This window comes from Micromonospora tarapacensis (assembly GCF_019697375.1).
GTDB classification, from domain to species: Bacteria; Actinomycetota; Actinomycetes; order Mycobacteriales; family Micromonosporaceae; genus Micromonospora; species Micromonospora tarapacensis.
The window spans coordinates 3,329,583-3,348,703 of the sequence record NZ_JAHCDI010000004.1 but is presented as its reverse complement, the minus strand read 5'-3'; the positions used below and the strand labels follow the sequence as shown (position 1 = coordinate 3,348,703).

General features: G+C 71.1%; 18 protein-coding genes, 5 tRNA genes and 1 pseudogene. 14 read left to right on the top strand and 10 right to left on the bottom strand.

Features of this window, described 5'->3' with window-relative positions; all coding sequences use genetic code 11:
- Complete coding sequence (locus tag KIF24_RS21010) at positions 1-669, bottom strand: class I SAM-dependent methyltransferase (protein WP_221085494.1); 669 nt, start codon at positions 667-669, stop codon at positions 1-3.
- Positions 670-845: 176 nt separating this feature from the next.
- Here KIF24_RS21010 and KIF24_RS21005 point away from each other — a divergent pair, with 176 nt between their 5' ends.
- Positions 846-1,760: a hypothetical protein gene (locus KIF24_RS21005; RefSeq protein WP_331461230.1), complete on the top strand. Its 915-nt coding sequence runs from the start codon at positions 846-848 to the stop codon at positions 1,758-1,760.
- Positions 1,761-1,802: 42 nt separating this feature from the next.
- Here KIF24_RS21005 and KIF24_RS21000 read toward each other — a convergent pair whose 3' ends face one another.
- Together KIF24_RS21000 and KIF24_RS20995 are read right to left on the bottom strand one after the other, a co-directional pair.
- Positions 1,803-2,378, bottom strand: coding sequence for a TIGR03086 family metal-binding protein (locus KIF24_RS21000; RefSeq protein WP_221085493.1), 576 nt, complete (start codon positions 2,376-2,378; stop codon positions 1,803-1,805).
- A 59-nt stretch (positions 2,379-2,437) separates the two neighbouring features.
- Positions 2,438-3,040 carry a TetR/AcrR family transcriptional regulator gene (locus tag KIF24_RS20995; protein ID WP_221085492.1) on the bottom strand — a complete coding sequence of 201 codons (603 nt, stop codon included), beginning with the start codon at positions 3,038-3,040 and terminating at the stop codon, positions 2,438-2,440.
- 291 nt (positions 3,041-3,331) lie between these two features.
- Between KIF24_RS20995 and KIF24_RS20990 the strand changes: the two genes are divergently transcribed.
- The 3 genes from KIF24_RS20990 to KIF24_RS20980 all read left to right on the top strand — a co-directional run bounded on the left by KIF24_RS20990 (position 3,332) and on the right by KIF24_RS20980 (position 3,593).
- Positions 3,332-3,404 (top strand) — tRNA-Gly (locus KIF24_RS20990).
- 34 nt (positions 3,405-3,438) lie between these two features.
- Positions 3,439-3,509, top strand: a tRNA-Cys gene (locus KIF24_RS20985).
- Positions 3,510-3,521: 12 nt separating this feature from the next.
- Positions 3,522-3,593: transfer RNA gene (locus KIF24_RS20980), tRNA-Val, on the top strand.
- 67 nt (positions 3,594-3,660) lie between these two features.
- On the opposite strand, the gene KIF24_RS20975 is transcribed toward KIF24_RS20980, so the two are convergent.
- Positions 3,661-3,993 (bottom strand): nuclear transport factor 2 family protein, encoded by a 333-nt coding sequence (locus tag KIF24_RS20975; RefSeq protein ID WP_221085491.1) that lies wholly within the window; start codon positions 3,991-3,993, stop codon positions 3,661-3,663.
- Positions 3,994-4,208: 215 nt separating this feature from the next.
- Between KIF24_RS20975 and KIF24_RS20970 the strand changes: the two genes are divergently transcribed.
- A complete protein-coding gene (locus KIF24_RS20970; protein ID WP_221085490.1) occupies positions 4,209-4,805 on the top strand; it encodes a PadR family transcriptional regulator in 597 nt (198 codons plus the stop codon).
- A complete protein-coding gene (locus tag KIF24_RS20965; RefSeq protein WP_221085489.1) occupies positions 4,802-6,019 on the top strand; it encodes an FAD-dependent monooxygenase in 1,218 nt (405 codons plus the stop codon). The genes KIF24_RS20970 and KIF24_RS20965 overlap by 4 nt, the downstream gene beginning before the upstream one ends.
- Positions 6,020-6,090: 71 nt before the next feature.
- Here KIF24_RS20965 and KIF24_RS20960 read toward each other — a convergent pair whose 3' ends face one another.
- Complete coding sequence (locus KIF24_RS20960; RefSeq protein WP_221085488.1) at positions 6,091-6,333, bottom strand: DUF6458 family protein; 243 nt, start codon at positions 6,331-6,333, stop codon at positions 6,091-6,093.
- Positions 6,334-6,483: 150 nt separating this feature from the next.
- Here KIF24_RS20960 and KIF24_RS20955 point away from each other — a divergent pair.
- Both KIF24_RS20955 and KIF24_RS20950 read left to right on the top strand, forming a co-directional pair.
- Positions 6,484-6,556 (top strand) — tRNA-Gly (locus KIF24_RS20955).
- A gap of 33 nt (positions 6,557-6,589) precedes the next feature.
- Positions 6,590-6,661: transfer RNA gene (locus KIF24_RS20950), tRNA-Val, on the top strand.
- 141 nt (positions 6,662-6,802) lie between these two features.
- Here the strand turns inward: KIF24_RS20950 and KIF24_RS20945 are convergent.
- Complete coding sequence (locus KIF24_RS20945) at positions 6,803-7,450, bottom strand: TetR/AcrR family transcriptional regulator (RefSeq protein ID WP_221085487.1); 648 nt, start codon at positions 7,448-7,450, stop codon at positions 6,803-6,805.
- Positions 7,451-7,639: 189 nt separating this feature from the next.
- Here KIF24_RS20945 and KIF24_RS20940 point away from each other — a divergent pair, with 189 nt between their 5' ends.
- Positions 7,640-8,563: an SDR family NAD(P)-dependent oxidoreductase gene (locus KIF24_RS20940; protein ID WP_331461229.1), complete on the top strand. Its 924-nt coding sequence runs from the start codon at positions 7,640-7,642 to the stop codon at positions 8,561-8,563.
- Between the two features lie 82 nt (positions 8,564-8,645).
- Here the strand turns inward: KIF24_RS20940 and KIF24_RS20935 are convergent, their stop codons facing one another.
- From KIF24_RS20935 to KIF24_RS20925, 3 genes are all read right to left on the bottom strand, one after another.
- Entirely contained in the window at positions 8,646-9,449 is an 804-nt protein-coding gene (locus KIF24_RS20935) for a polysaccharide deacetylase family protein (protein WP_331461228.1), read from the bottom strand.
- A gap of 44 nt (positions 9,450-9,493) precedes the next feature.
- On the bottom strand, positions 9,494-10,687 hold the full coding sequence (locus KIF24_RS20930; protein WP_221085486.1) for an endo-1,4-beta-xylanase: 1,194 nt from the start codon (positions 10,685-10,687) through the stop codon (positions 9,494-9,496).
- Positions 10,688-11,154: 467 nt separating this feature from the next.
- Positions 11,155-12,777: a glycoside hydrolase family 43 protein gene (locus KIF24_RS20925; RefSeq protein ID WP_221085485.1), complete on the bottom strand. Its 1,623-nt coding sequence runs from the start codon at positions 12,775-12,777 to the stop codon at positions 11,155-11,157.
- A gap of 258 nt (positions 12,778-13,035) precedes the next feature.
- Between KIF24_RS20925 and KIF24_RS20920 the strand changes: the two genes are divergently transcribed.
- From KIF24_RS20920 to KIF24_RS20905, 4 genes and pseudogenes are all read left to right on the top strand, one after another.
- Positions 13,036-14,328, top strand: coding sequence for an extracellular solute-binding protein (locus KIF24_RS20920; protein ID WP_221085484.1), 1,293 nt, complete (start codon positions 13,036-13,038; stop codon positions 14,326-14,328).
- A gap of 159 nt (positions 14,329-14,487) precedes the next feature.
- Complete coding sequence (locus tag KIF24_RS20915; protein WP_221085483.1) at positions 14,488-15,507, top strand: LacI family DNA-binding transcriptional regulator; 1,020 nt, start codon at positions 14,488-14,490, stop codon at positions 15,505-15,507.
- Positions 15,508-15,652: 145 nt separating this feature from the next.
- Positions 15,653-16,669 carry a LacI family DNA-binding transcriptional regulator gene (locus KIF24_RS20910; RefSeq protein WP_221085482.1) on the top strand — a complete coding sequence of 339 codons (1,017 nt, stop codon included), beginning with the start codon at positions 15,653-15,655 and terminating at the stop codon, positions 16,667-16,669.
- Positions 16,670-16,946: 277 nt separating this feature from the next.
- A pseudogene (locus KIF24_RS20905) lies at positions 16,947-17,096 on the top strand (reductase); the annotation flags it as partial.
- A 108-nt stretch (positions 17,097-17,204) separates the two neighbouring features.
- On the opposite strand, the gene KIF24_RS20900 reads toward KIF24_RS20905, so the two are convergent.
- Complete coding sequence (locus KIF24_RS20900; RefSeq protein WP_221085481.1) at positions 17,205-18,179, bottom strand: Acg family FMN-binding oxidoreductase; 975 nt, start codon at positions 18,177-18,179, stop codon at positions 17,205-17,207.
- Positions 18,180-18,446: 267 nt separating this feature from the next.
- Between KIF24_RS20900 and KIF24_RS20895 the strand changes: the two genes are divergently transcribed.
- Positions 18,447-19,085: a response regulator gene (locus tag KIF24_RS20895; protein WP_221085480.1), complete on the top strand. Its 639-nt coding sequence runs from the start codon at positions 18,447-18,449 to the stop codon at positions 19,083-19,085.
- Positions 19,086-19,121: the final 36 nt, after the last annotated feature.

Below are 19,121 nucleotides of genomic sequence, written 5' to 3'. Positions count from 1 at the left end.
CTAGCCGGGTGGCTTCGGCCGCCCCGCGCGCAGCCGCCACACCGTGGTGCGCTTCACCCGGACGCTCTCCAACGCCTCGCTGACCGGCACGTCGTAGCGGGCGAGTTCGTCGAACCGGTCCCGCGGCAGGAATGCCCGCCCGGGGTCGCCGACCAGCACCGACGCCCCGGAGCGGGCGGCGCGTAGCAGGAACCGCAGCACCCGGTTGGCCATCGCCGCGCTGTAGAACACGTCGCCGGCGAGGACGACCTGGGCGTCGCCCGCGTCGCCGTCGAGGATGTCGCCGAGTTCGGCGTCGACGCGTACCCCGTTGGCCTCGGCGTTGAGTGCGACCGCCGCGACGGCGAGCTCGTCGACCTCCACCGCGCGGACGGCGCTCGCGCCGGCCCGGGCGGCGGCGATGGCCACCAGCCCGGAGCCGGCGGCCAGGTCGAGCACCCGGCGGCCGGCGACCAACTGCGGATGGTCGGTGACGTGACGGGCCAGGGCCTGCCCGCCGGCCCAGGCGAAGGCCCAGAACGGGGGCGGCCGGTCGCTGCGGAACTCGCCCTCGGTCAGCTCCCACAACCCGATCGGTTCGTCCGCCTGGTGCAGCCGCACCTCGGGTACGAAGGCGACGGGCGCGAGGCGGGCGTGCAACCGGACGAAGGCGGTGGAGAGCGCGGACACCGGCCGATTGTCCACCGTGACCCGCAGTGGCGTGTCGCGGGTGGGCCGTGACCGGTTCAATACCGTGCGTGAAAACGGGCATCTTGCTTGCCGGTCCGTGCGAACACGCCCGTCTACCGGCTGGTCCTGACCGCTCCTAGCGTTGCCAATGGAGGCGACCAACGGGAGGCGGGATCGTGAAGAGGCTGTGGCGCAACACGCTACGGATCGGGGTGACGCTGGCGTGTCTCACCGGGGTGGACCTCGCCATGGCGGCACCCGCGCACGCGGCGTTCGCCACCGAACTCAGCGGACTGCCGGGCCAGTTCACCGCCGGCGGGCGGGTGGAGACGGTGTCCGCCGTGGTGTCCCGCTCCGACCAGGGCGGCTGCATCAAGGTCCGCTGGTCGATGGTGCTGGGTGTGCAGGGTCTGCGGCTGGACCAGGTGCGGGTGGATCGGATCGAGGAGACCGGTTCGTTCCCGGTCCGGGCCCGGACCGAAGGTGACGTGGTGCGGCTGACCGACCGCCAGCTGGATCCGGGCACCCTCTGCCCGGGACGCACGGTGACCGCCCAGTACCGGATCGCGTTCGACGAGGATGCCGGCCAGGGCCGGGTCAGCCTCGCGGTCGAGGCGTACGACCGGAACCTGCGGCTGTTGTCCCGCCAGACGGCGACCCGCGAGGTGGCGGCCCGGGGCGCGGCGGCCCGACCCACGACGGCGGCACCGACCCCTTCGGAGGTGCCGACGGTGGACCCGACCGAGGAACCGGTCGAGGTGCCGACGGTCGATCCGACGGATGAGGAGAGCGACCTCGCCGACGACGCGGGGTATGCCGGTGGTGCGGCCGATCCGCCGGCCACGGGCGCGTCCGGCAGCCGGGTGTCGCGCAACGGGGGGCTCGGCCTGACCGAGGCGGCCTTCCTGCTCGGTGGCCTGCTGCTGTTCCTCGGTGCCGGTCTGTTGCTGCGGCTGCGGCACCTGACCCGGAGCCCGAGCCGCCGGTCGACGCCGCCGGCGCCGTTCCCGCCGCCGGTCGATGGGAACGGCCGCGGCGGCCCGGCCCGCGGAGCCGGTGGCGGACGGTACCCCGCGACGGCGGCTACCTGAGGTGACCCAGGCCCCGGCGGGCCCGGCCCGGCTCGTCAGTGGCTACGGCGCCCAGTCGGGGTCGCGACCGAAGACGGCGATGAGCCGGTCCTGCTCGCCGGCCCCGGTGGCCACACCGACCTCGGGTTCGACCAGGCCGCCGCGCCGGTAGTCGCCGACGTGGCGGGCGAACCAGCGGGCGGCCTCGGTGACCGCGTCGGCGTCCATCGTGGGGTCGACGCCGATCGCCACGGACAGGTCCCAGCCGTGCACGAGGTGTTCGGCCAGCAGTTGGTGCAGGTATTCCTTGGCGGGCGTCTCGCCGGCCGAGAGGTGCACGGTCCGATCGAGGGCGCCGGGATGGGTGGCGGCCAGCTCGGCCTGCGCCGCGGCCGCGCGGGCGGCCTCGATCGGGTCGGTGCCGAGCTGGTCGCCGTCGTACCGGTCGCCGACCTGCTCGATGGTGCGCCCGGCGAGCAGGGGCACGCTCCAGCGTTCCTCGCTGACCACGTGGTTGACCAGTCTGCGGACGTCCCAGCCGGGGCAGGGGGTGGGTGCCGACCACTGTCCGGGGCGGACCTGTTCCACCCGGTCGGTGAACTCGGCCAGACTGCGCCGGTATGTCTCCGTCAGGTCCATGCCGCCATTGTTCCCGGCACCGGCGTGGGCGGCGACCGGTTCCGGCAACGCCGCCGGCCCTAGTCCAGTTGGGCGGGGTCGAGGCCCAGCTCGCGCGCGGTCACCAGGCGCACCCAGTCGGCGAACTGCCGGCGGGAGATCACCCGGTCGTGCACCGCGAGCTGCACGGCCAGCCCATCCATCACGGCGCTGATCCGCCAGGCCGCGCCGGCCGGGTCGGCGCACTCGAAGACGCCCTCGCGGACGCCGTCGGAGATCACCGTGGCGAGGTCCTGCCGCCAGCGCAGGTCCAGCTTGCGGGAGACCTTCTCCAGTTCGGGGGTACGCAGCGACTCGGCCCATCCGTCGATCCACATGGACCAGGAGGTGGGGCGCCCGGCGGGAGTGTAGAGCCGCAGGATCCGTCGGAGCTTGGTCAGTGGCGGGGCGCTGGAGCGGGTGACCGCGTCGAGCCGGGCCAGATCCTGCTCGACGGCGTACGCGAAGGCCTGCGCGAGCAGCCGTTCCTTGGTGGCGAAGTGGTAGAAGACCAGCGCCTGGCTCACGCCGGCGGCCTGCGCCACGTCCGCGGTGCGGGTGTTGGCCAACCCGCGCTGCACGATCACGTCACATGCGGTGCGCAGCAGGGCATCCAGGCGGATCTCGGCCGCACGTCTCGTCACGCCCGTCACCGTAGCCCATCGAAACGGACACGGCCGGTTACCAAGGCCCGGTTGATCCGGCTTGCGACAGTCGGAAGACGGACAGTTGCTCGGCGGCCAAGTTCCACCCCGCTGCGCTGCTCACCGGCGCTTTTTCATCGGCCCGGGACCGGCGCCACCCGAGGCGGTAGCCCACCCCCCTAGGAAGCTGACTGGGGGTGATTTCGGGCGCGCCGGGATGGGAACCCGATTTGGCAACCGTTCGACCGCTCGGCTAGAGTTCTCATCCGTCACCCGGTTCATCGGGGGCGTGCGGACGTAGCGCAGCTGGTAGCGCATCACCTTGCCAAGGTGAGGGTCGCGGGTTCGAATCCCGTCGTCCGCTCGGAGCTGCCGCCACGCGTGACGGGGGCAACCTCGGTGGGGTGGCCGAGAGGCGAGGCAACGGCCTGCAAAGCCGTGTACGCGGGTTCAAATCCCGTCCCCACCTCGGTAATAGCAAGGGCGATTGGCGCAGTGGGAGCGCGCTTCCTTGACACGGAAGAGGTCACTGGTTCAAACCCAGTATCGCCCACCGCAAGATGGATCTGGTAGCGCGAAGGCCCGGCTCGACGAGCCGGGCCTTCGCGCTGTTTCCACGATCAGGGCGCGATGCGGAGCCGGCGGATGTGCCGGTCGTCGTAGTCCTCGAAGCGGAATCGCAGGCCGGCCACCGGGCTGCCGGGGAAGTCGCCGCTGATGGTGGCCGTCACGACCGTACCGACTCCGGTCTGCTCGACGTCGGTGATCTCGTACGTCACCAGCGGCACATCGGCACGCCAGGCCCGGATCGCGTCGAGGCCGACGTGCGTCCTGTCCTCGTCCTCGACGACGGCGTCGTCGGCGAAGAGCGCGAAGTACGGCTCAGCGTCCGGTTGGGACGCCAACTCGAAGTACCGACGGATGATCTCGGGTGTGCTCGTGGCCTCCGGCATCGGGGACCTCCTCGTGAGTCCGGACGGTCGGGCACGCTGGTGAGTGGTGGACGCTGCTGATCCTTTCATCATCGTGCCCGCGCCCGGGGAGACTCCCGGCTGATGGTGCCGCTGGCCCCGGCCAGGCCCTCGGACCCGTGTCCCCGGGTCGGCCCTCGGCCTTGACACCCGTATAGTCGATCCCGCATAGTCGATCCTGACTAAAGGGAGTCGTCGTGGAGCGTCGTCGGAGGGTGCCCAACCCGCTCGCCCTGGCCGTGCTGGCCTGGCTGCTGTGGGAGCCGATGCACCCCTACGAGCTGGGCCGGCGGCTGAAGCAGACCGGCAAGGACCGGCACATCCGCTACACCCGCAGCTCGCTCTACATGGTCATCGAGCAGCTCACCCGGGCCGGCTTCGTCGCCGCGCAGGAGACGGTCCGGGACAGCGCCCGCCCGGAACGCACCGTCTACGCGATCACCGACGAGGGCCGGCACGAGGTGCACGACTGGCTGCGCTCCCTGCTGGCCCAGCCACGCGAGGAGCATCCGCACTTCGCCGTCGCCCTGTCGCTGCTCAGCCTGCTCCCGCCCGACGAGGCCGTCGAGGTGCTCCGGCGCCGCAGCGCGGCGCTGGCCGGCCGGATCGAGGAGACCCGAACGACCATGGACGACGCCCGTGCCGACGGCGTCGCGTGGATCTTCCTGGTCGAGGAGCAGTACGCGCTCGCGTTGCTGGAGGCGGAGCGCCGGTTCGTCGCCGAACTCGTCGAATCACTCAAGCAGCCGGACTACGCACAGTCCTGGCAGGAGACCATGGGGGGTCGCACATGACAGCTGTCCGAACGGCGCTGGTGATCGGCGGAGGGATCGCCGGTCCGGTGACCGCGATGGCGCTGCGCCGCGCGGGAATCGAGGCCACGGTCCACGAGGCGTACCCGCCGGCTGCCGATGGAGGCGTCACCCTGACCGTGGCGCCCAACGGGCTGGCCGCGTTGCGCTGCGTCGACGCCGAGCAGGCCGTCCGGGGCGTCGGCCTACCGATGCGGCGCACGGTCGTCACCGACGGCCGGGGCAGCCGGATCGGAGCGTTCCCGCACGTCGCCGTCGAGCCGGTGACGCTCGGGCTCTGGCGCGACGACCTGGCTCGGGTGCTGCGCGAGCGGGCGCAGGCGCAGGGCGTGCGGATTGGGTACGACAAGCGGTTGGTCGACGCCGAGCAGAGCCCTGACGGCGTGCTCGCCCGGTTCGCCGACGGCTCCACCGCCACCGCCGACGTCCTGATCGGCGCGGACGGCATCCGGTCCCGGGTACGCACGCTCATCGACCCGCAGGCGCCCGCTCCGCAGGTGCTGCCGCTGCTCAACCTCGGCGGCGCCGCCCGGTACGCGGTGCCCGACGCCGACCCGGAGGCGATGTACTTCGTCTTCGGCTCCCGGGCGTTCTTCGGCTACTGGGTGCAGCCCGACGGCCGGACCGCCTGGTTCGCCAACGTGCCGGACCGGCAGCCGGTCAGCTACGCGCGGGCGAACCAGGTCCCGAGGCAGCAGTGGCTTCGCCGGCTGCGTACGGTGTTCGCCGACGACGTGCCGGCCCGGCAGGTGCTGGCCCACACCGAGCCCGAGGACCTGGTCGCCGTGGGGTCCATCGAGAGCATGCCCTCCGTGCCGCGCTGGCACGCCGGGCGGATGGTCCTGGTCGGTGACGCGGTGCACGCGCCGTCGCCCAGCTCCGGCCAGGGCGCGTCGCTGGCCGTGGAGAGCGCGGTGCAACTGTCCCGGTGCCTGCGGGACTGCCCCGACGTGCCGGCCGCGTTCGCCGCCTACGAGCGGCTGCGCCGGGTGCGGGTGGAGAAGGTCATCCGGCGCGGCCGGCAGACCACCTCCACCAAGACGGCCGGGCCGGTCGCGAAGCGGATGATGCGGATCATGATGCCGCTGGCGTTGCGTACGTTCCTCGATCCGGAACGGACGCTCGGCCCGGAGCAGCGGTACCGGATCGACTGGGACACCCCGGTCGCCACGGAGCTGGCTGGCCGGCCGTCCTGAGCCGGCAGACGGCGGTGGCGGTCACCGGACGGTGACCGCCACCGTGGTCCCAGTCGACCGCCACACGCTGGTTACAGCGGCGTCCCGGCGTCCCGGCGTTCCTCGACCCGGCGGTACTCCACCGGCTCCTCCGGGCCGGAGACCGCCTGGCGGCGGCGTCCCCACACGAGCGTCGTCAAGATCAGGCCGAGTACGCCGGCGGCCATCAGGATCCAGCCGACCACGTCCAGGTCGAGCCCGCCGATGCTGGCGTTGACCGCGAAGGTGAGGATGGCGCCGAGCGCCAGCAGGAAGATACTGGTGCCGATACCCATGACAGCCTCCTTTGTCCAGGGGATGCGGTGTGCTGTCGAGGGACGTCTGTACCCCGGCGGTGAGCGGCGCAATCACGGCAGCGTCGGGGCCGCCGCCCGGGCGATCTTGTCGTCGGGTAGAGTAGCCCCCGTCCCCGCCAGCCGGGGCAGGCGGACGTAGCGCAGCTGGTAGCGCATCACCTTGCCAAGGTGAGGGTCGCGGGTTCGAATCCCGTCGTCCGCTCGAGATCGCCGTACCTGTGGGGGCGATCGTCGCGGGCGATTGGCGCAGTGGGAGCGCGCTTCCTTGACACGGAAGAGGTCACTGGTTCAAACCCAGTATCGCCCACCCGAAAGACATAGACCGTTCTGCTCAAGGGCGGCTTCGCCGGAGTACGCGACCACGCCCGAGCCGCCGCCTGAAGGCCTGGGCGCGTCCAGTGGGCACGGTCCTTGCGGCAACTTCGCAGTGTCCCCTGTGCTCGGCTGATCAGGTGAGACGTACCCCGTCGATGAGCATGGTCAGACCTCGCTCGTAGTACTCCTGCTCGTCGGGCAGGCCGAGGAAGAAGTCGGCGGTTTCGGTCAGGTGGGGGTAGTCCTGCGGGGAGAGTGACTTCAGTCGCGCGCGCTTGGCGGTGAGCAGGGACTCCCGCAGGGCCGGGTCGGCGGCGGCGGGGTCACCCGGCTGGCGGATCACCAACCCGATCAGCGCGTTGAGCAGGAAGATGCTTAGCTGGGCGGCGGCCACCGGTGAGTGCCCCTCGCCGCGCAGCAGGGCGATGACCCGCTCGGCCAGATCGATGCCGGCGTCGGTGCGCATGAGGCGGATCGGCGTGATCTCGGCGAGGGCGGGGTGCGCGCGCAGGACCCGCAGCAGGGCCGTCATCACGGTACGCAGGTCGGCCGTGCCGCCGGCGGTCAGGTCCACCTCGCCGAGGATCCGTTCGACCAGCGCGTCGAGCAGGGCGTCCTTGTCCTTGAAGTGCCAGTACAGCGCCATGGGTGTGACGTTCCAGGCGGCGGCGACCCGGCGCAGCGTGACGGCGTCGAGTCCGTCGGCGTCGGCGATGGCGAGGGCGGTGGACAGGACCTCGTCGCGGTCGAGTCGTTCGGAGGCGGAGGGTCGGGGTGACATGCGGCTTACTTTATCTCGTAAAAGGGGCACCGTTGACGATCGAGCAAAGGAACGCTACCGTAGCTATACGTAGTAAATTTACGTTACATAGTTAAGGGGTGGGCATGACAGGACCGCCCTCGTCACCGGCAGCTCGTCGGGCTTCGGCGCGCCGGGCACGTCCACAAGTCTTCAACGAGGGAGAATTCCGTGACCCACACCATTGTCATGACCGGCGCGACTCGGGGGTTCGGCCGTGTCGCCGTCGAGCGCATCCTCGACGGTGATCCTGAGGCGCACCTCGTGCTCCTGGCCCGTGGTGCCGCCGGCACCGAGCTCGCCGCTCATCTCGGCCGAGGCGGACGCGTCGTGACATCAATCCCGACGGACCTGTCGTCACTGGGCAGCGTCCGTGCGGCGGCCGACGAGCTGATCCAACGGCTCGACGCGGGAGATCTGCCGCCGCTGCGTGGATTCGTCGGCAACGCCGGCCTGCTCTACACGAACAACGTAACGGAGAGCCCGGACGGGTTCGAGGCGACATTCGCCGTCAACGTCCTCGCCAATCACGTCCTGCTCCGCCTTCTGCAGGACCGATTCAAGGCGCCGTCCCGGATCGTGCTCACCGTCAGCGACGCTCACTTCGGCGACTTTCGCCACAACGCGGGAATGATGCCCGGGCCGTCCTGGCAAGACCCGGCCAGCCTGGCCCGCATCCGCGCGTTCCCGAAGCCGAACACCGTCACAGCGGGCGGGACCGCATACTCCACCAGCAAGCTCGCCGCGATATACCTCATCCACGAGTACGCACGGCGTCTGCCACCGGGCGTCGACATCGTCGCCTACAACCCCGGGTTCGTGCCCGGCACCGGCCTGAGCCGCGAAGCAGGCGCAGCCGTCCGGTTCGTGGGGCGACGGATCATGCCGCTGATGACGCTGACCCCGATGGCATCGAGCCAGAAGGACGCCGGCCGACACCTCGCCGACGTCGCGCTCGGGCGTATCCCGGCACCTTCCGGCTCCTACATCGACCGCACCCGGGAAGTCTCCTCGTCCAAGGAGTCCTACGACCCCGATCGTGAACGACAGCTCTGGGAAACGGTAGAGGACCTGGGCCTCTCAATCACATCCTGACATCCTGACCGCCCACGCGATCCTTTCGATGTGAGGTCGTCCAGCGTGCCACCGACTGGTAGGCGGTGGCGTCGGTGGCCGCTCAGCCGTGGACGCCGGCGGCGACTCGGGGGCTGTCGGGCAGGGTGAAACGCCAGCCGGTGGCCCGCAACGCCGGGATCGCCCGGGCGACGGCGTCGACGGTTTGACTTCGGTCCCCGCCGCCGTCGTGCAGCAGCACCACCGCGCCCGGCGCGACGCCGTCGGTGATCCGCCGCTGAAGTTCCTCGGTGCCGGGCGGCTCCCAGTCGGTCACCGCGAGCCGCCACCCCATCGGCCGCATCCCGAGTGCGGTCGCCACGGTGGGGGTCTGACCCCAGGCGCCGTACGGTGCCCGGAAGTAGGGGATGCGGGCGTGCGGCACCGCGTGCCGGATGACCGCGTTGGTCTCCAGCAGGTCCGAGGCGACCCGGCCGGCGGTCCAGGTGCCCATGTCGTCGTGCCGCATCCCGTGGTTGCCCAGCGCGTGACCGGCCGCGGCGATCCGGCGTACCACCTCGGGGTGTTCGATGGCGTGGTTGCCCTGGAGGAAGAAGACCGCTCGGACCTGGTGGGCCGCCAGCACGTCGAGCAGGCGCGTGGTGTGCGTCGGGTGCGGCCCGTCGTCGAAGGTGAGGCAGACGACGCGGTCGGTGCCGATCGTCTCGACGGGGCGTACCGGTGGGGGCCGGCGCCGGGCCCGAGCGCGGCGAGACGCGGGAGGCGCAGGGGGTGCGTGGTTGACGACATCGGTCGGACCTTCCGGTGGGTTGGGTGGCGGGTCGCCGGGCCGGCGCCGATACCGGTCCGGCCGCCGGTCGCGGGACCGGCGGCGGGGTGGGCCGTGTGGGCGGGCGACGCCCCACACGGCCCGGTGGTGGTGGTTGGTCTAGTACCCTCCGCGACGGGGCGTCAGCGGCGGGGCCTGGGCGCGATACGTGGCAGGACGTACGGCGGACCGGCGAAGATCAGGTCGGACTTGATCTCGTGGTACGCGAGCTTGGGCTGGTAGTTCTCGTCGTAGATGGTGGCCAGGCCCTCCGGCGGGTCTTCGAACCAGCCGGGCACCCAGGAGTGGTTGTCGCTGAAGCCCCAGACGGTGTACGACAGGCAGCTGCGCACCGCGAGGCAGGCCTTCATCAGCACGCTGAAGTTGGCCGCCGACGCCTGCAACCTGGGGTTGATCTCCTCGGAGTTGCCGGCCTGGACGCCCTCGGTCAGCTGACTACGGACGTCGACCTCGGTGAACGCGGTGGCGAGCCCGAGCGAGGTGAACTTCTTCAGCGCCTCGGTCACCTGGAAGGTGTTGAAGTTGCCGTACTGGGTGCCGAGGTGACCCTGAGCGCCGACGCCGTCGATCGGTACGCCCTGGGCGCGCAGCCGCTTGACCATGTCGTAGACGAACTGGGTCTTGTCGTCGGCCGGGTCGCCGGAGCCGAACGCCTCGATGTTGTAGTCGTTGTAGAACAGCAGCGCCCTCGGGTCGGCGGCGCGGGCCCAGCGGAACGCGTCGGCGAGGTAGCCGGGCCCGAGGTTCTCGGCCCAGAAGCCCTTGTAGTGCAGGGTGGGCGGGGTGTCCCAGGGGTCGCTGACCGCCTCGTTGACCACGTCCCACTGCCAGACCTTGCCCTTGTAGCGCTTGACCACGGTGGTGATGTGCTTGCGCAGCAGCTCCCGCAGTTCCTGCTTGCTGATGGAGCCGTCGGCGACGCCGCTGGTGAGCCACTCGGGCAGCTGGTTGTGCCACACCAGGACGTGGCCGCGCACGCTCTGCCGGTTGCGCTTGGCGAACTCGACCAGCTGGTCGGCGGGGCCCCAGTTGTAGGTGCCGCGGGTGGGTTCGAGGCTCTCCCACTTCATCACGTTCTCGGCGGTGACCGAGGAGAACTCGGTCGCGGCGATCTTGCGGTACTGCGGGTCGTCGGCATCGTTGAGGGCGTCCATGCTGACCGCGGTGCCGATCTGGAGGCCATGGCGCAGGCCGAGCGCGCCCAGCGTCTTCGCGGTCGGGTCGTACGGCTTGCCGGCGGTGGCCGGCACCGTGTTCAATGCCGCCACGGTCGCCACGGCGACCGCGCCGACGGACATCCACCGTCTCAACTTCATCTGCCTTCCTTTCCATATCAATCGACCAATGTCGATCATGAAGTGCAGGGTTCGGGTCAGGTGCCGAGCGGTTTGGACGTGGTGGGTCGGCGCCGGGGCCGGGCGTTCGGGATCGGGCAAGCGGACGCCGATATGTTCCGGATAGCGATCGGTAACTTGGCCGAAACGTTAGGGCCATCGATGGCCGCAGTCAACCACGAATACTTCCGGAAACCCGCCGTGTGCACTGCTGGCACCGTGCACAGTGGGGACCGGAAACTTCCGGATCCGATCCAGCCGGGCGTTACCTCGTCGGCCGAATTCAGACCGCGCCGGCCAGCCTGTGGCCTGCTGGCGGCCGGCGGTCCGGGCAGGGCTGGCGGCCCCGGGGCAGCCGAGCCGGGCCGAGCCTACGGCGCCCGGCAGGGCGGGCTCGAAGCCGCCGATCGGTGCGACGGGAGTCGGGCGTGCCGGTCCAGCCGGTGGGATCAGGGTTCGAGATAGGTGGCGTGGGCGAAGTCGGCGTAGCGGCCGTCGCCGCCGAGATCCTGCACCCAGAGACCGAGGAAGGCGCCGGTGAAGCCCCAGGCCGCTGGTTCGCCGTCGATGATCTGGGCCGCGTGCTCGTCGGACAGGATGGTGGCGTCCAACTCGACGGGCACCTGCTGCCAGCCGGCGCCCAGGTCGTAGGCGAACCGCAGCACCGGGCCGTCGAAGGTCACCCGCAGGCCGACCCGGCGGGCACCACCGGTGTCGACGCTGAGTTGCGGGTACGCGGTGCGTCGGCCGCTGTCGCAGCTGAGCAGCTCCAGCACGGCACGCCCGTCGTCGGCGCGGGTCAGGTAGAGGTGGTGCCAGTTCTGGGTGTTGTAGTAGCCGGTGACCCCGGCCAGGTGCCGGTAGTTGCCCGGGTCGAACTCGACGGCGGTCTCCAGCGAGCACCGTGCCGCACCGACCCGCCGTGCCACCAGGCTCGGCGTCTGCCTGCCGACCGGTGACTGGCCACCGTGGACGCGCAGGTGCGAGGGACGGGAGCGTAGGTCGATCCAGTCGTCGGTGGCCGGCCGGCGCAGGGTCGACCACCAACTGGCCAGCTCCGGGGCGTCGAAGTCGTCGGTGGCCGGCTCGTCGGGCCACGGGTGGTCCGGCAGGCCGGGCGCGGCGATCTCGTCGGCCGGTACGCCGCCGGGGATGCTGGGCCAGCCGCCCGGCGACCAGTCGACCCTCTGCAACGCGGTCTCCCGGCCGAGGACGCAGTTGCCCAACGGGGTGTAGGGGCGGCCCACCAGGTGGGCGAGATACCAGTCGCCGTGCTGGGTGCGGACCAGGCTGCCGTGGCCAGCCTTCTGCAGGGTGAGGTCGGGCCGGCCGACAGAGGTGAGCAGCGGCCCGGCCGGGTCGACCTCGTACGGGCCGAACAGGTTCCGGGACCGGGCGACCGTGACCTGGTGCTCCCAGCTGGTGCCGCCCTCGGCGGTCACCAGCCAGTACCAGCCGTCGTGGCGGTAGAGGTGCGGCCCCTCGGTCAGGCCGACCGGGGTGCCGGTGAAGATGATCCGGGACTCGCCGACCAGCTGCCGGCCGGCCGGATCGTACTGCTGGATCTCGATGCCGCCGAAGCGGTCCCGGCCCGGACGCCAGTCGGCGCTCATCGCCAGCAGCCAGCTGGTGCCGTCGTCGTCGTGGAACAGCGCGGCGTCGAAGCCGTGCGAGTGCAGCCGTACCGGGTCGGACCAGGGGCCGGTGATCGCCGGCGCGGTGGTGAGGAAGTTCTGTGCGTCCCAGTAGCCGCTGGCAAAACTGGCCACGTCGCTGTAGACGAGGTGGAACGACCCGTCGTGATAGGTGAGGTCGGGCGCCCAGACTCCGTTGGAGTCGCCGCAACCACGCAGGTCGAGCAGGCGGCGCCCACTGACGATGCCGCCCAGCGCGCGCCAGTGCACCAGGTCCTTCGAATGGTGCACCCGCACCCCCGGATACCACTCGAAGGTCGAGGTCGCGAGGTAGTAGTCGTCATCGACCCGCAGGATCGACGGATCCGGGTGGAAGCCGGTGAGCACCGGGTTGCTGATCGACCGGGTGGTGGCCACGTCTGCGATCTCGGTCGACATTCTCGGCTCCTTCAGATCCCGATCCCGGTCTATTTCCGGAAAAATGTGCGGTCCGGAAGGCCCAGGATTGCGCTCGCGGTATCGGCCGAAGTGGGCTCGCGGCCGCACCCCTTGACCGTCGAGGCAAACGCGTCGTAACGTGCCCGCCATCACACTGAAAATACCGGTACTGAACTGGAACTTCCAGGGCCTATTGCGCAGCTTTCCGCCGGGTTCGGCGACACTCCGTAACCTCACTCGTTCTAGAAGGGACGAACCATGACAGCGCACATCTCCCGCCGCTCGCTGCTGGGTCTGGCCGGTGCGGGCACCGGCGCACTCCTGCTCGGCGCGTGTGGGGATGGCGAGACCGCCGCCACAGGCGATCCGCAGACGATCAACTGGTGGCATGTCCAGGACGCCGAGCCGATGCTGGGGCTCTGGGGGGACATGGCGCAGCAGTACGAGGGCGCACACACCCACGTCAAGGTCGATGTCCAGCCGCTGGAGGTCGAGGCGTTCAAGAAGAAGCTGGAGACCACCCTCGAGGCGAAGTCGCCGCCGGACCTGTTCCAGTCGTGGGGTGGCGGCGCGCTGCGGCAGCAGGCCGAGGCCGGCCTGGTCAAGGACATCACCGACGACGTCGGGGAGTGGATCGGGCAACTGCTGCCCGCCGCGGTGCAGCCGTACACGGTGGACGGCAGGATCTACGGGATTCCGTTCGACATCGGCATGGTCGGTATCTGGTACAACCGGGACCACTTCGCCAAGGCCGGCATCGAGACGCCGCCAGCCACCTGGGCGCAACTGCTGACGGCCGTCAGCAAGCTCAAGGCGGCCGGCATCGTCCCGATCGCGCTCGCCGGCAAGGACAAGTGGCCCGGGCACTACTACTGGGCGTACCTGGCGATGCGCATCGGCGGCCTCGAGGCGTTGCAGCGCGCGGCCGAGGACAAGAACTTCGACACCCCGGTCTTCGTCGCCGCCGGCCGGCGGCTCAAGGAACTTGTCGACATGCAGCCCTTCCAGAAGGGGTTCCTGCGCGCCGAGTACGGGTCCGAAGACGGGCAGGCCGCGACGATGGGCAACGAGGGCGCCGCCATGGAGCTGATGGGGCAGTGGGCGCCGTCGGTGCAGGCGTCGTCGTCGACCAGCGAGCGGGGCATCGGCGACCGGCTCGCCTTCTTTCCCTTCCCGGCCGTGGAGGGCGGCAAGGGCCTGGCGACGGACGCGTTCGGCGGCGGCAACGGCTTCGCGGTCGGCCGCGACGCGCCGTCCGCCACGGTGGACTTCCTGCGCACCCTGGTGCAGGCGAGAAACCAGCGCAAGGCCGCCCAGACCGGCGCGGTGCTGCCCACCAACCAGGCCGCCACCGGCGGGATCAGAGACGTGAACAACCAGGTCGTGGCCGCCAACCTCGGCGTCGCGACCGGCTTCCAGCTCTACCTCGACCAGGCGTTCCCGCCGGCGGTGGGCCAGCAGATCAACGACAGCTCGGCCCAGTTGATCGCCGGCACCAAGCGACCGGAGCAGATCGTCAAGGACATCACCAAGGTGGCGAAGCGGCAGTGACGTCCGCGGGCCGGACCCGGGCGCCCCAGGGTCGGTACGCCGACCGCACCGTCCGGGGCGAGGCGCACGCGGTGCCCGGGTGTCACACCGTCGCCGAACGTCAGCCCGTCGCCGGCTCGACCGGCCGCGTCAGGGGATGAGCGAGGAGAGGGAGGGCGGATGGCTGTCAACGACAACCGGACGGTGACCATCGCGGCGATCGCGCGCTTGGCCGGGGTGTCGGTGCCGACGGTGTCGCGGGTGATCAATGGTCGTTCGGATGTGGCGCCGCAGACCCGTGAGCGGGTGGAGGAGTTGCTGACGCGGCATGGTTATCGGCGTCGGCCGCCGAGCATGCGGGCGAGTTCGGGGCTGGTGGATCTGGTGTTCAACGATCTGGACAGCCCGTGGGCGGTGGAGATCATCCGGGGCGTGGAGGACGTGGCGCACGCCACCGGCGTCGGCACGGTGGTCTCCGCCATCCACCGCCGCACCTCGTCGGCCAAACAGTGGCTCGACAACATCCGGACCCGGTCCACCGAGGGCGTCATCTTCGTGACCTCCACCCTCGAGGCGCCGCAGCAGGCCGAACTGCGCCGGCTCAACATTCCCGCGGTCATCGTGGATCCGGCCGGCGTACCGGCCCAGGACGCGCCGACGATCGGCGCCACCAACTGGGCCGGCAGTCTGCGGGCGACGGAGTATCTGATCGGTCTGGGGCATCGGCGGATCGGGTTCATCGCCGGGCCGCCGCAGTTGATGTGCAGCCGGGCCCGGATGGACGGCTACCGGGCCGCCCTGGAGACGGCCGGCGTCCCGGTGGACGACCGGTTGATCCAGGCGGGCAACTTCTACCACGAGGCCGGTTTTGCCGGTGGTGGGCGGTTGCTGGGGTTGACGGATCCGCCGACGGCGATCTTCGCTTCGAGTGACCAGATGGCGCTGGGTGTCTACGAGGCGGTGCGTCAGCGGGGGTTGCGGGTGCCGGACGACATCAGTGTGGTCGGCTTCGACGATCTGCCGGAGGTGCGGTGGTGTTCGCCGCCGTTGACCACGGTGCGACAGCCGTTGGCCGAGATGGGGATGTTGGCGGCGCGGACGGTGTTGCGGCTGGCCAGGGGCGAGAAGGTGGAGAGCCCTCGGCTGGAGCTGGCGACCGAGCTGGTGATCCGCGACAGCGCGGCGGCGCCGCGGGGCTGACCGACGGTGCTGGTGTGAACTGGGTCAACTACCGATAGTCGGGTGAAATTTCCGGCACTAGGGTGTGGGGCGGCAGTCGGTAGCCCGCCCCGGCCGCCCCTGGTTGTCGTGCGGGCTGTCGCCGGGCCGTTGGGTGGAGAGTGTCGTGGTTACCAGAGATCCCCGCAAGGTCACAATTTCGGCGATTGCGGATCTCGCCGGGGTGTCGGTGCCGACGGTGTCGCGGGTGATCAATGGTCGTTCGGATGTGGCGCCGCAGACCCGTGAGCGGGTGGAGGAGTTGCTGACGCGGCATGGTTATCGGCGTCGGCCGCCGAGCATGCGGGCGAGTTCGGGGCTGGTGGATCTGGTGTTCAACGATCTGGACAGCCCGTGGGCGGTGGAGATCATCCGGGGTATGGAGGACGTGGCGCACGCCTCCGGCGTCGGCACGGTGGTCTCCGCCATCCACCGTCAGACCTCGTCGGCCCAGCAGTGGCTCGACGGCATGCGCCGACGCGGCACCGAGGGGGTCATCTTCGTGACCTCGATGGTGGAGCCGCCGTTGCAGGCCGAACTGCGCCGGTTGAACATCCCCGTGGTGATCGTCGACGCGGACGGTCTGCCGACGCAGGACGCACCGACGATCGGCGCCACCAACTGGGCCGGCGGCCTGCGGGCGACGGAGTATCTGATCGGTCTGGGGCATCGGCGGATCGGGTTCATCGCCGGGCCGCCGCAGTTGATGTGCAGCCGGGCCCGGATGGACGGCTACCGGGCCGCCCTGGAGGCCGCCGGGCTGCCCTTCGACGAGGATCTCGTGTGTCCGGGCAACTTCTACCACGAGGCCGGTTTTGCCGGTGGTGGGCGGTTGCTGGGGTTGACGGATCCGCCGACGGCGATCTTCGCTTCGAGTGACCAGATGGCGCTGGGTGTCTACGAGGCGGTGCGTCAGCGGGGGTTGCGGGTGCCGGACGACATCAGTGTGGTCGGCTTCGACGATCTGCCGGAGGTGCGGTGGTGTTCGCCGCCGTTGACCACGGTGCGACAGCCGTTGGCCGAGATGGGGATGTTGGCGGCGCGGACGGTGTTGCGGCTGGCCAGGGGCGAGAAGGTGGAGAGCCCTCGGCTGGAGCTGGCGACCGAGCTGGTGATCCGCGACAGCGCCGCCCCCGTCGCTTGAGGACCGATCGATAATTTCCGGAAGTTGTTGACGCCCGCGCTCGGCGAGCCGACGATATTATCGTCAGTCTTCGATCAAGGAGCTGGCTGGTGGCGCCCGCCGTGCCCGCGGCGCCGCCCGGCCGTGCCCGGCGGGCCCGTTCGGCGCGTCCGCCGGGCACGATGCCCATTCCACGATGCCCGTCCACCGGCGCGGCCGGTGGCTGCCTGACCTCGGCAGATCTGCTGAGGGTGAACGGGCCGCCCCGGCGCCCCCGACGAGGGGCACGCTGGACGGCATGAGGCTTCTCGTGCTGGGCGGAACGGGATTCGTGGGTGGGGCGACGGTCGTCGAGGCGATCCGTCGCGGCTGGTCCGTGTCGGTGTTCAACCGGGGCGGCACGGGGCGCCTCCGGTGGGCGCACGGCGGCTGGTGGGTGACGGACGACCCCCGAGCGCTCGGCCCGGACAGTCCCGGCGACGCCCGCCTGACCGGCAACGGTTGCCCCGCTCCGCCGGCCCACCTGCCGGAGCCGTCAAGCGGGCCGCTCGGCCGCCTACGCCAGGTGCACCGGCAGGTCCAGCACCTCGTCGACCGGCCGGCGGGGGGTGGACCGGCCGGGCTGGCCGTACCCGACCCGCAGCACCATCTGCGGGGTGCCGAACCGTCCCAGTGACATCCGCAGCTGCTCCCGAGCCGACGGCACCTCGATCGGCTGGGAGATCATCGACGCCGACAGCCCGGCCCCGGTGGCGGTCAGCAGCACCCGCTGCAACGCCTGGCCGGCGACGACCTGGTCGACGGCGGTGTTGCCGGTCGAACCGAGCACCGCGACCAGCGGCTCCGGCTCGAAGTCTCGGCCGGGCGCCCGCCGCACGCCGCCGAAGCCGCGCGACGGGAGCAGGTCCTGCGGCTCGGCCTGCGGGCCGCCGGCGGCGGCGGGGATCCCGTCGGGTGCGGGCTCGGCGCGCACCCACGCCTCCCGCTCCGCCCGGTAGGCGGGATCGCGTTCGAGAACCCGGTGCGCGCTGTGCGCGATCTCGGCGAACGCGTTGACCGCACTCACCCCGATCAGCAGCTCCAGCCAGCAGTGCTCGGCGCGGGCCGCCTCGCCGAGCTGCCAGCGGGCGTCGGCGGGGACCGGGTCCGGCCAGAACGGGGCGCGGTTGGTGAACCGGCGGGGGAGGGCCGTGTAGAGGCCCTGCTCGGTGGGGGTCGGGCGGCGCGGCACGTCCGGCAGCAGCCGGGCCAGCACGTCCGGCTCCGACGGGTACGGGCGCAGCCGCACCGTCGCCGGGGCACCCGCCGCCGCCAGGGCCAGGCGGAGGTTGAACAGCGCCGCCCCGCCGGCGATCCGGGCACCCCAGCCGCTCGGGTCGGTGGCGGGCAGTCGCCGGGCCGGGTCGACGAGCACCTCGATCCCACCGCCGCGCAGCCGGAACCGCCACGGCTGGACGTTGTGCAGGGACGGCGCACGGATCGCGTCGGTCGCGGCGGCCCGCAGCCGTTCGACGGTGTAGCCGTTTTCCATGATCGTGCCCCCTCGCGCTCACCGGTACATCCCAACGGTGCCCGCGCCGCCCCCACCCGAGCAGGGCCACACGTCCCGACCCCCAGGCCCCCGCCCCCAGGCCCCCACCCGCCCGCCATGTTGATCATGAAGTTGGCGAGGGCTTCGATCTCCAGGACACCCGCCAACTTCATGATCAACGGCAGGGTGGGGTCGGGCGGGGCGAGTGGCGGCGGGGTTGGGACCTTTGGCCCGGGCGGGGGTGGGTGGGAGGGGTAGAAAGGGGGAATGATCCGGGTGTTTCTGCTTGACGACCATGAGGTCGTTCGTCGTGGTCTGGCCGACCTGCTGCACGCCAGCGGCGACATCGAGGTGGTCGGTGAGTCCGGCTCCGCCCAGGAGGCGGCCCGCCGGATTCCGGCACTGCGGCCCGACGTCGCGATCCTCGACGCCCGGCTGCCCGACGGCAACGGCATCGACGTGTGTCGGGACGTGCGGGCCGTGGACTCCTCGATCAAGGGGCTGATCCTCACCTCGTACGAGGACGACGAGGCGCTGTTCGCGGCGATCATGGCCGGTGCCTCGGGATATGTGCTCAAGCAGATCCGCGGCACCGACCTCGTCGACGCGGTCCGCCGGGTCGCGGCCGGCCAGTCGCTGCTGGACCCGGCGATCACCACCCGGGTGCTGGAGCGCATCCGCAGCGGCGTGGAGCAGCCCCGCGAGCTGCAGACGCTCACCGAGCAGGAACGGCGGATCCTGGAGTACGTCGCCGAAGGGCTGACCAACCGGGAGATCGCCGGCAAGATGTTCCTGGCCGAGAAGACGGTCAAGAACTACGTCTCCAGCGTGCTGGCCAAGCTCGGCCTGGAGCGGCGCACCCAGGCGGCCGTGCTGGCCACCCGCCTGCTCGGCAAGACCCACTGACCTCCGTGCCGTCCGGCGGGGCGGCGCGCGGGGCGG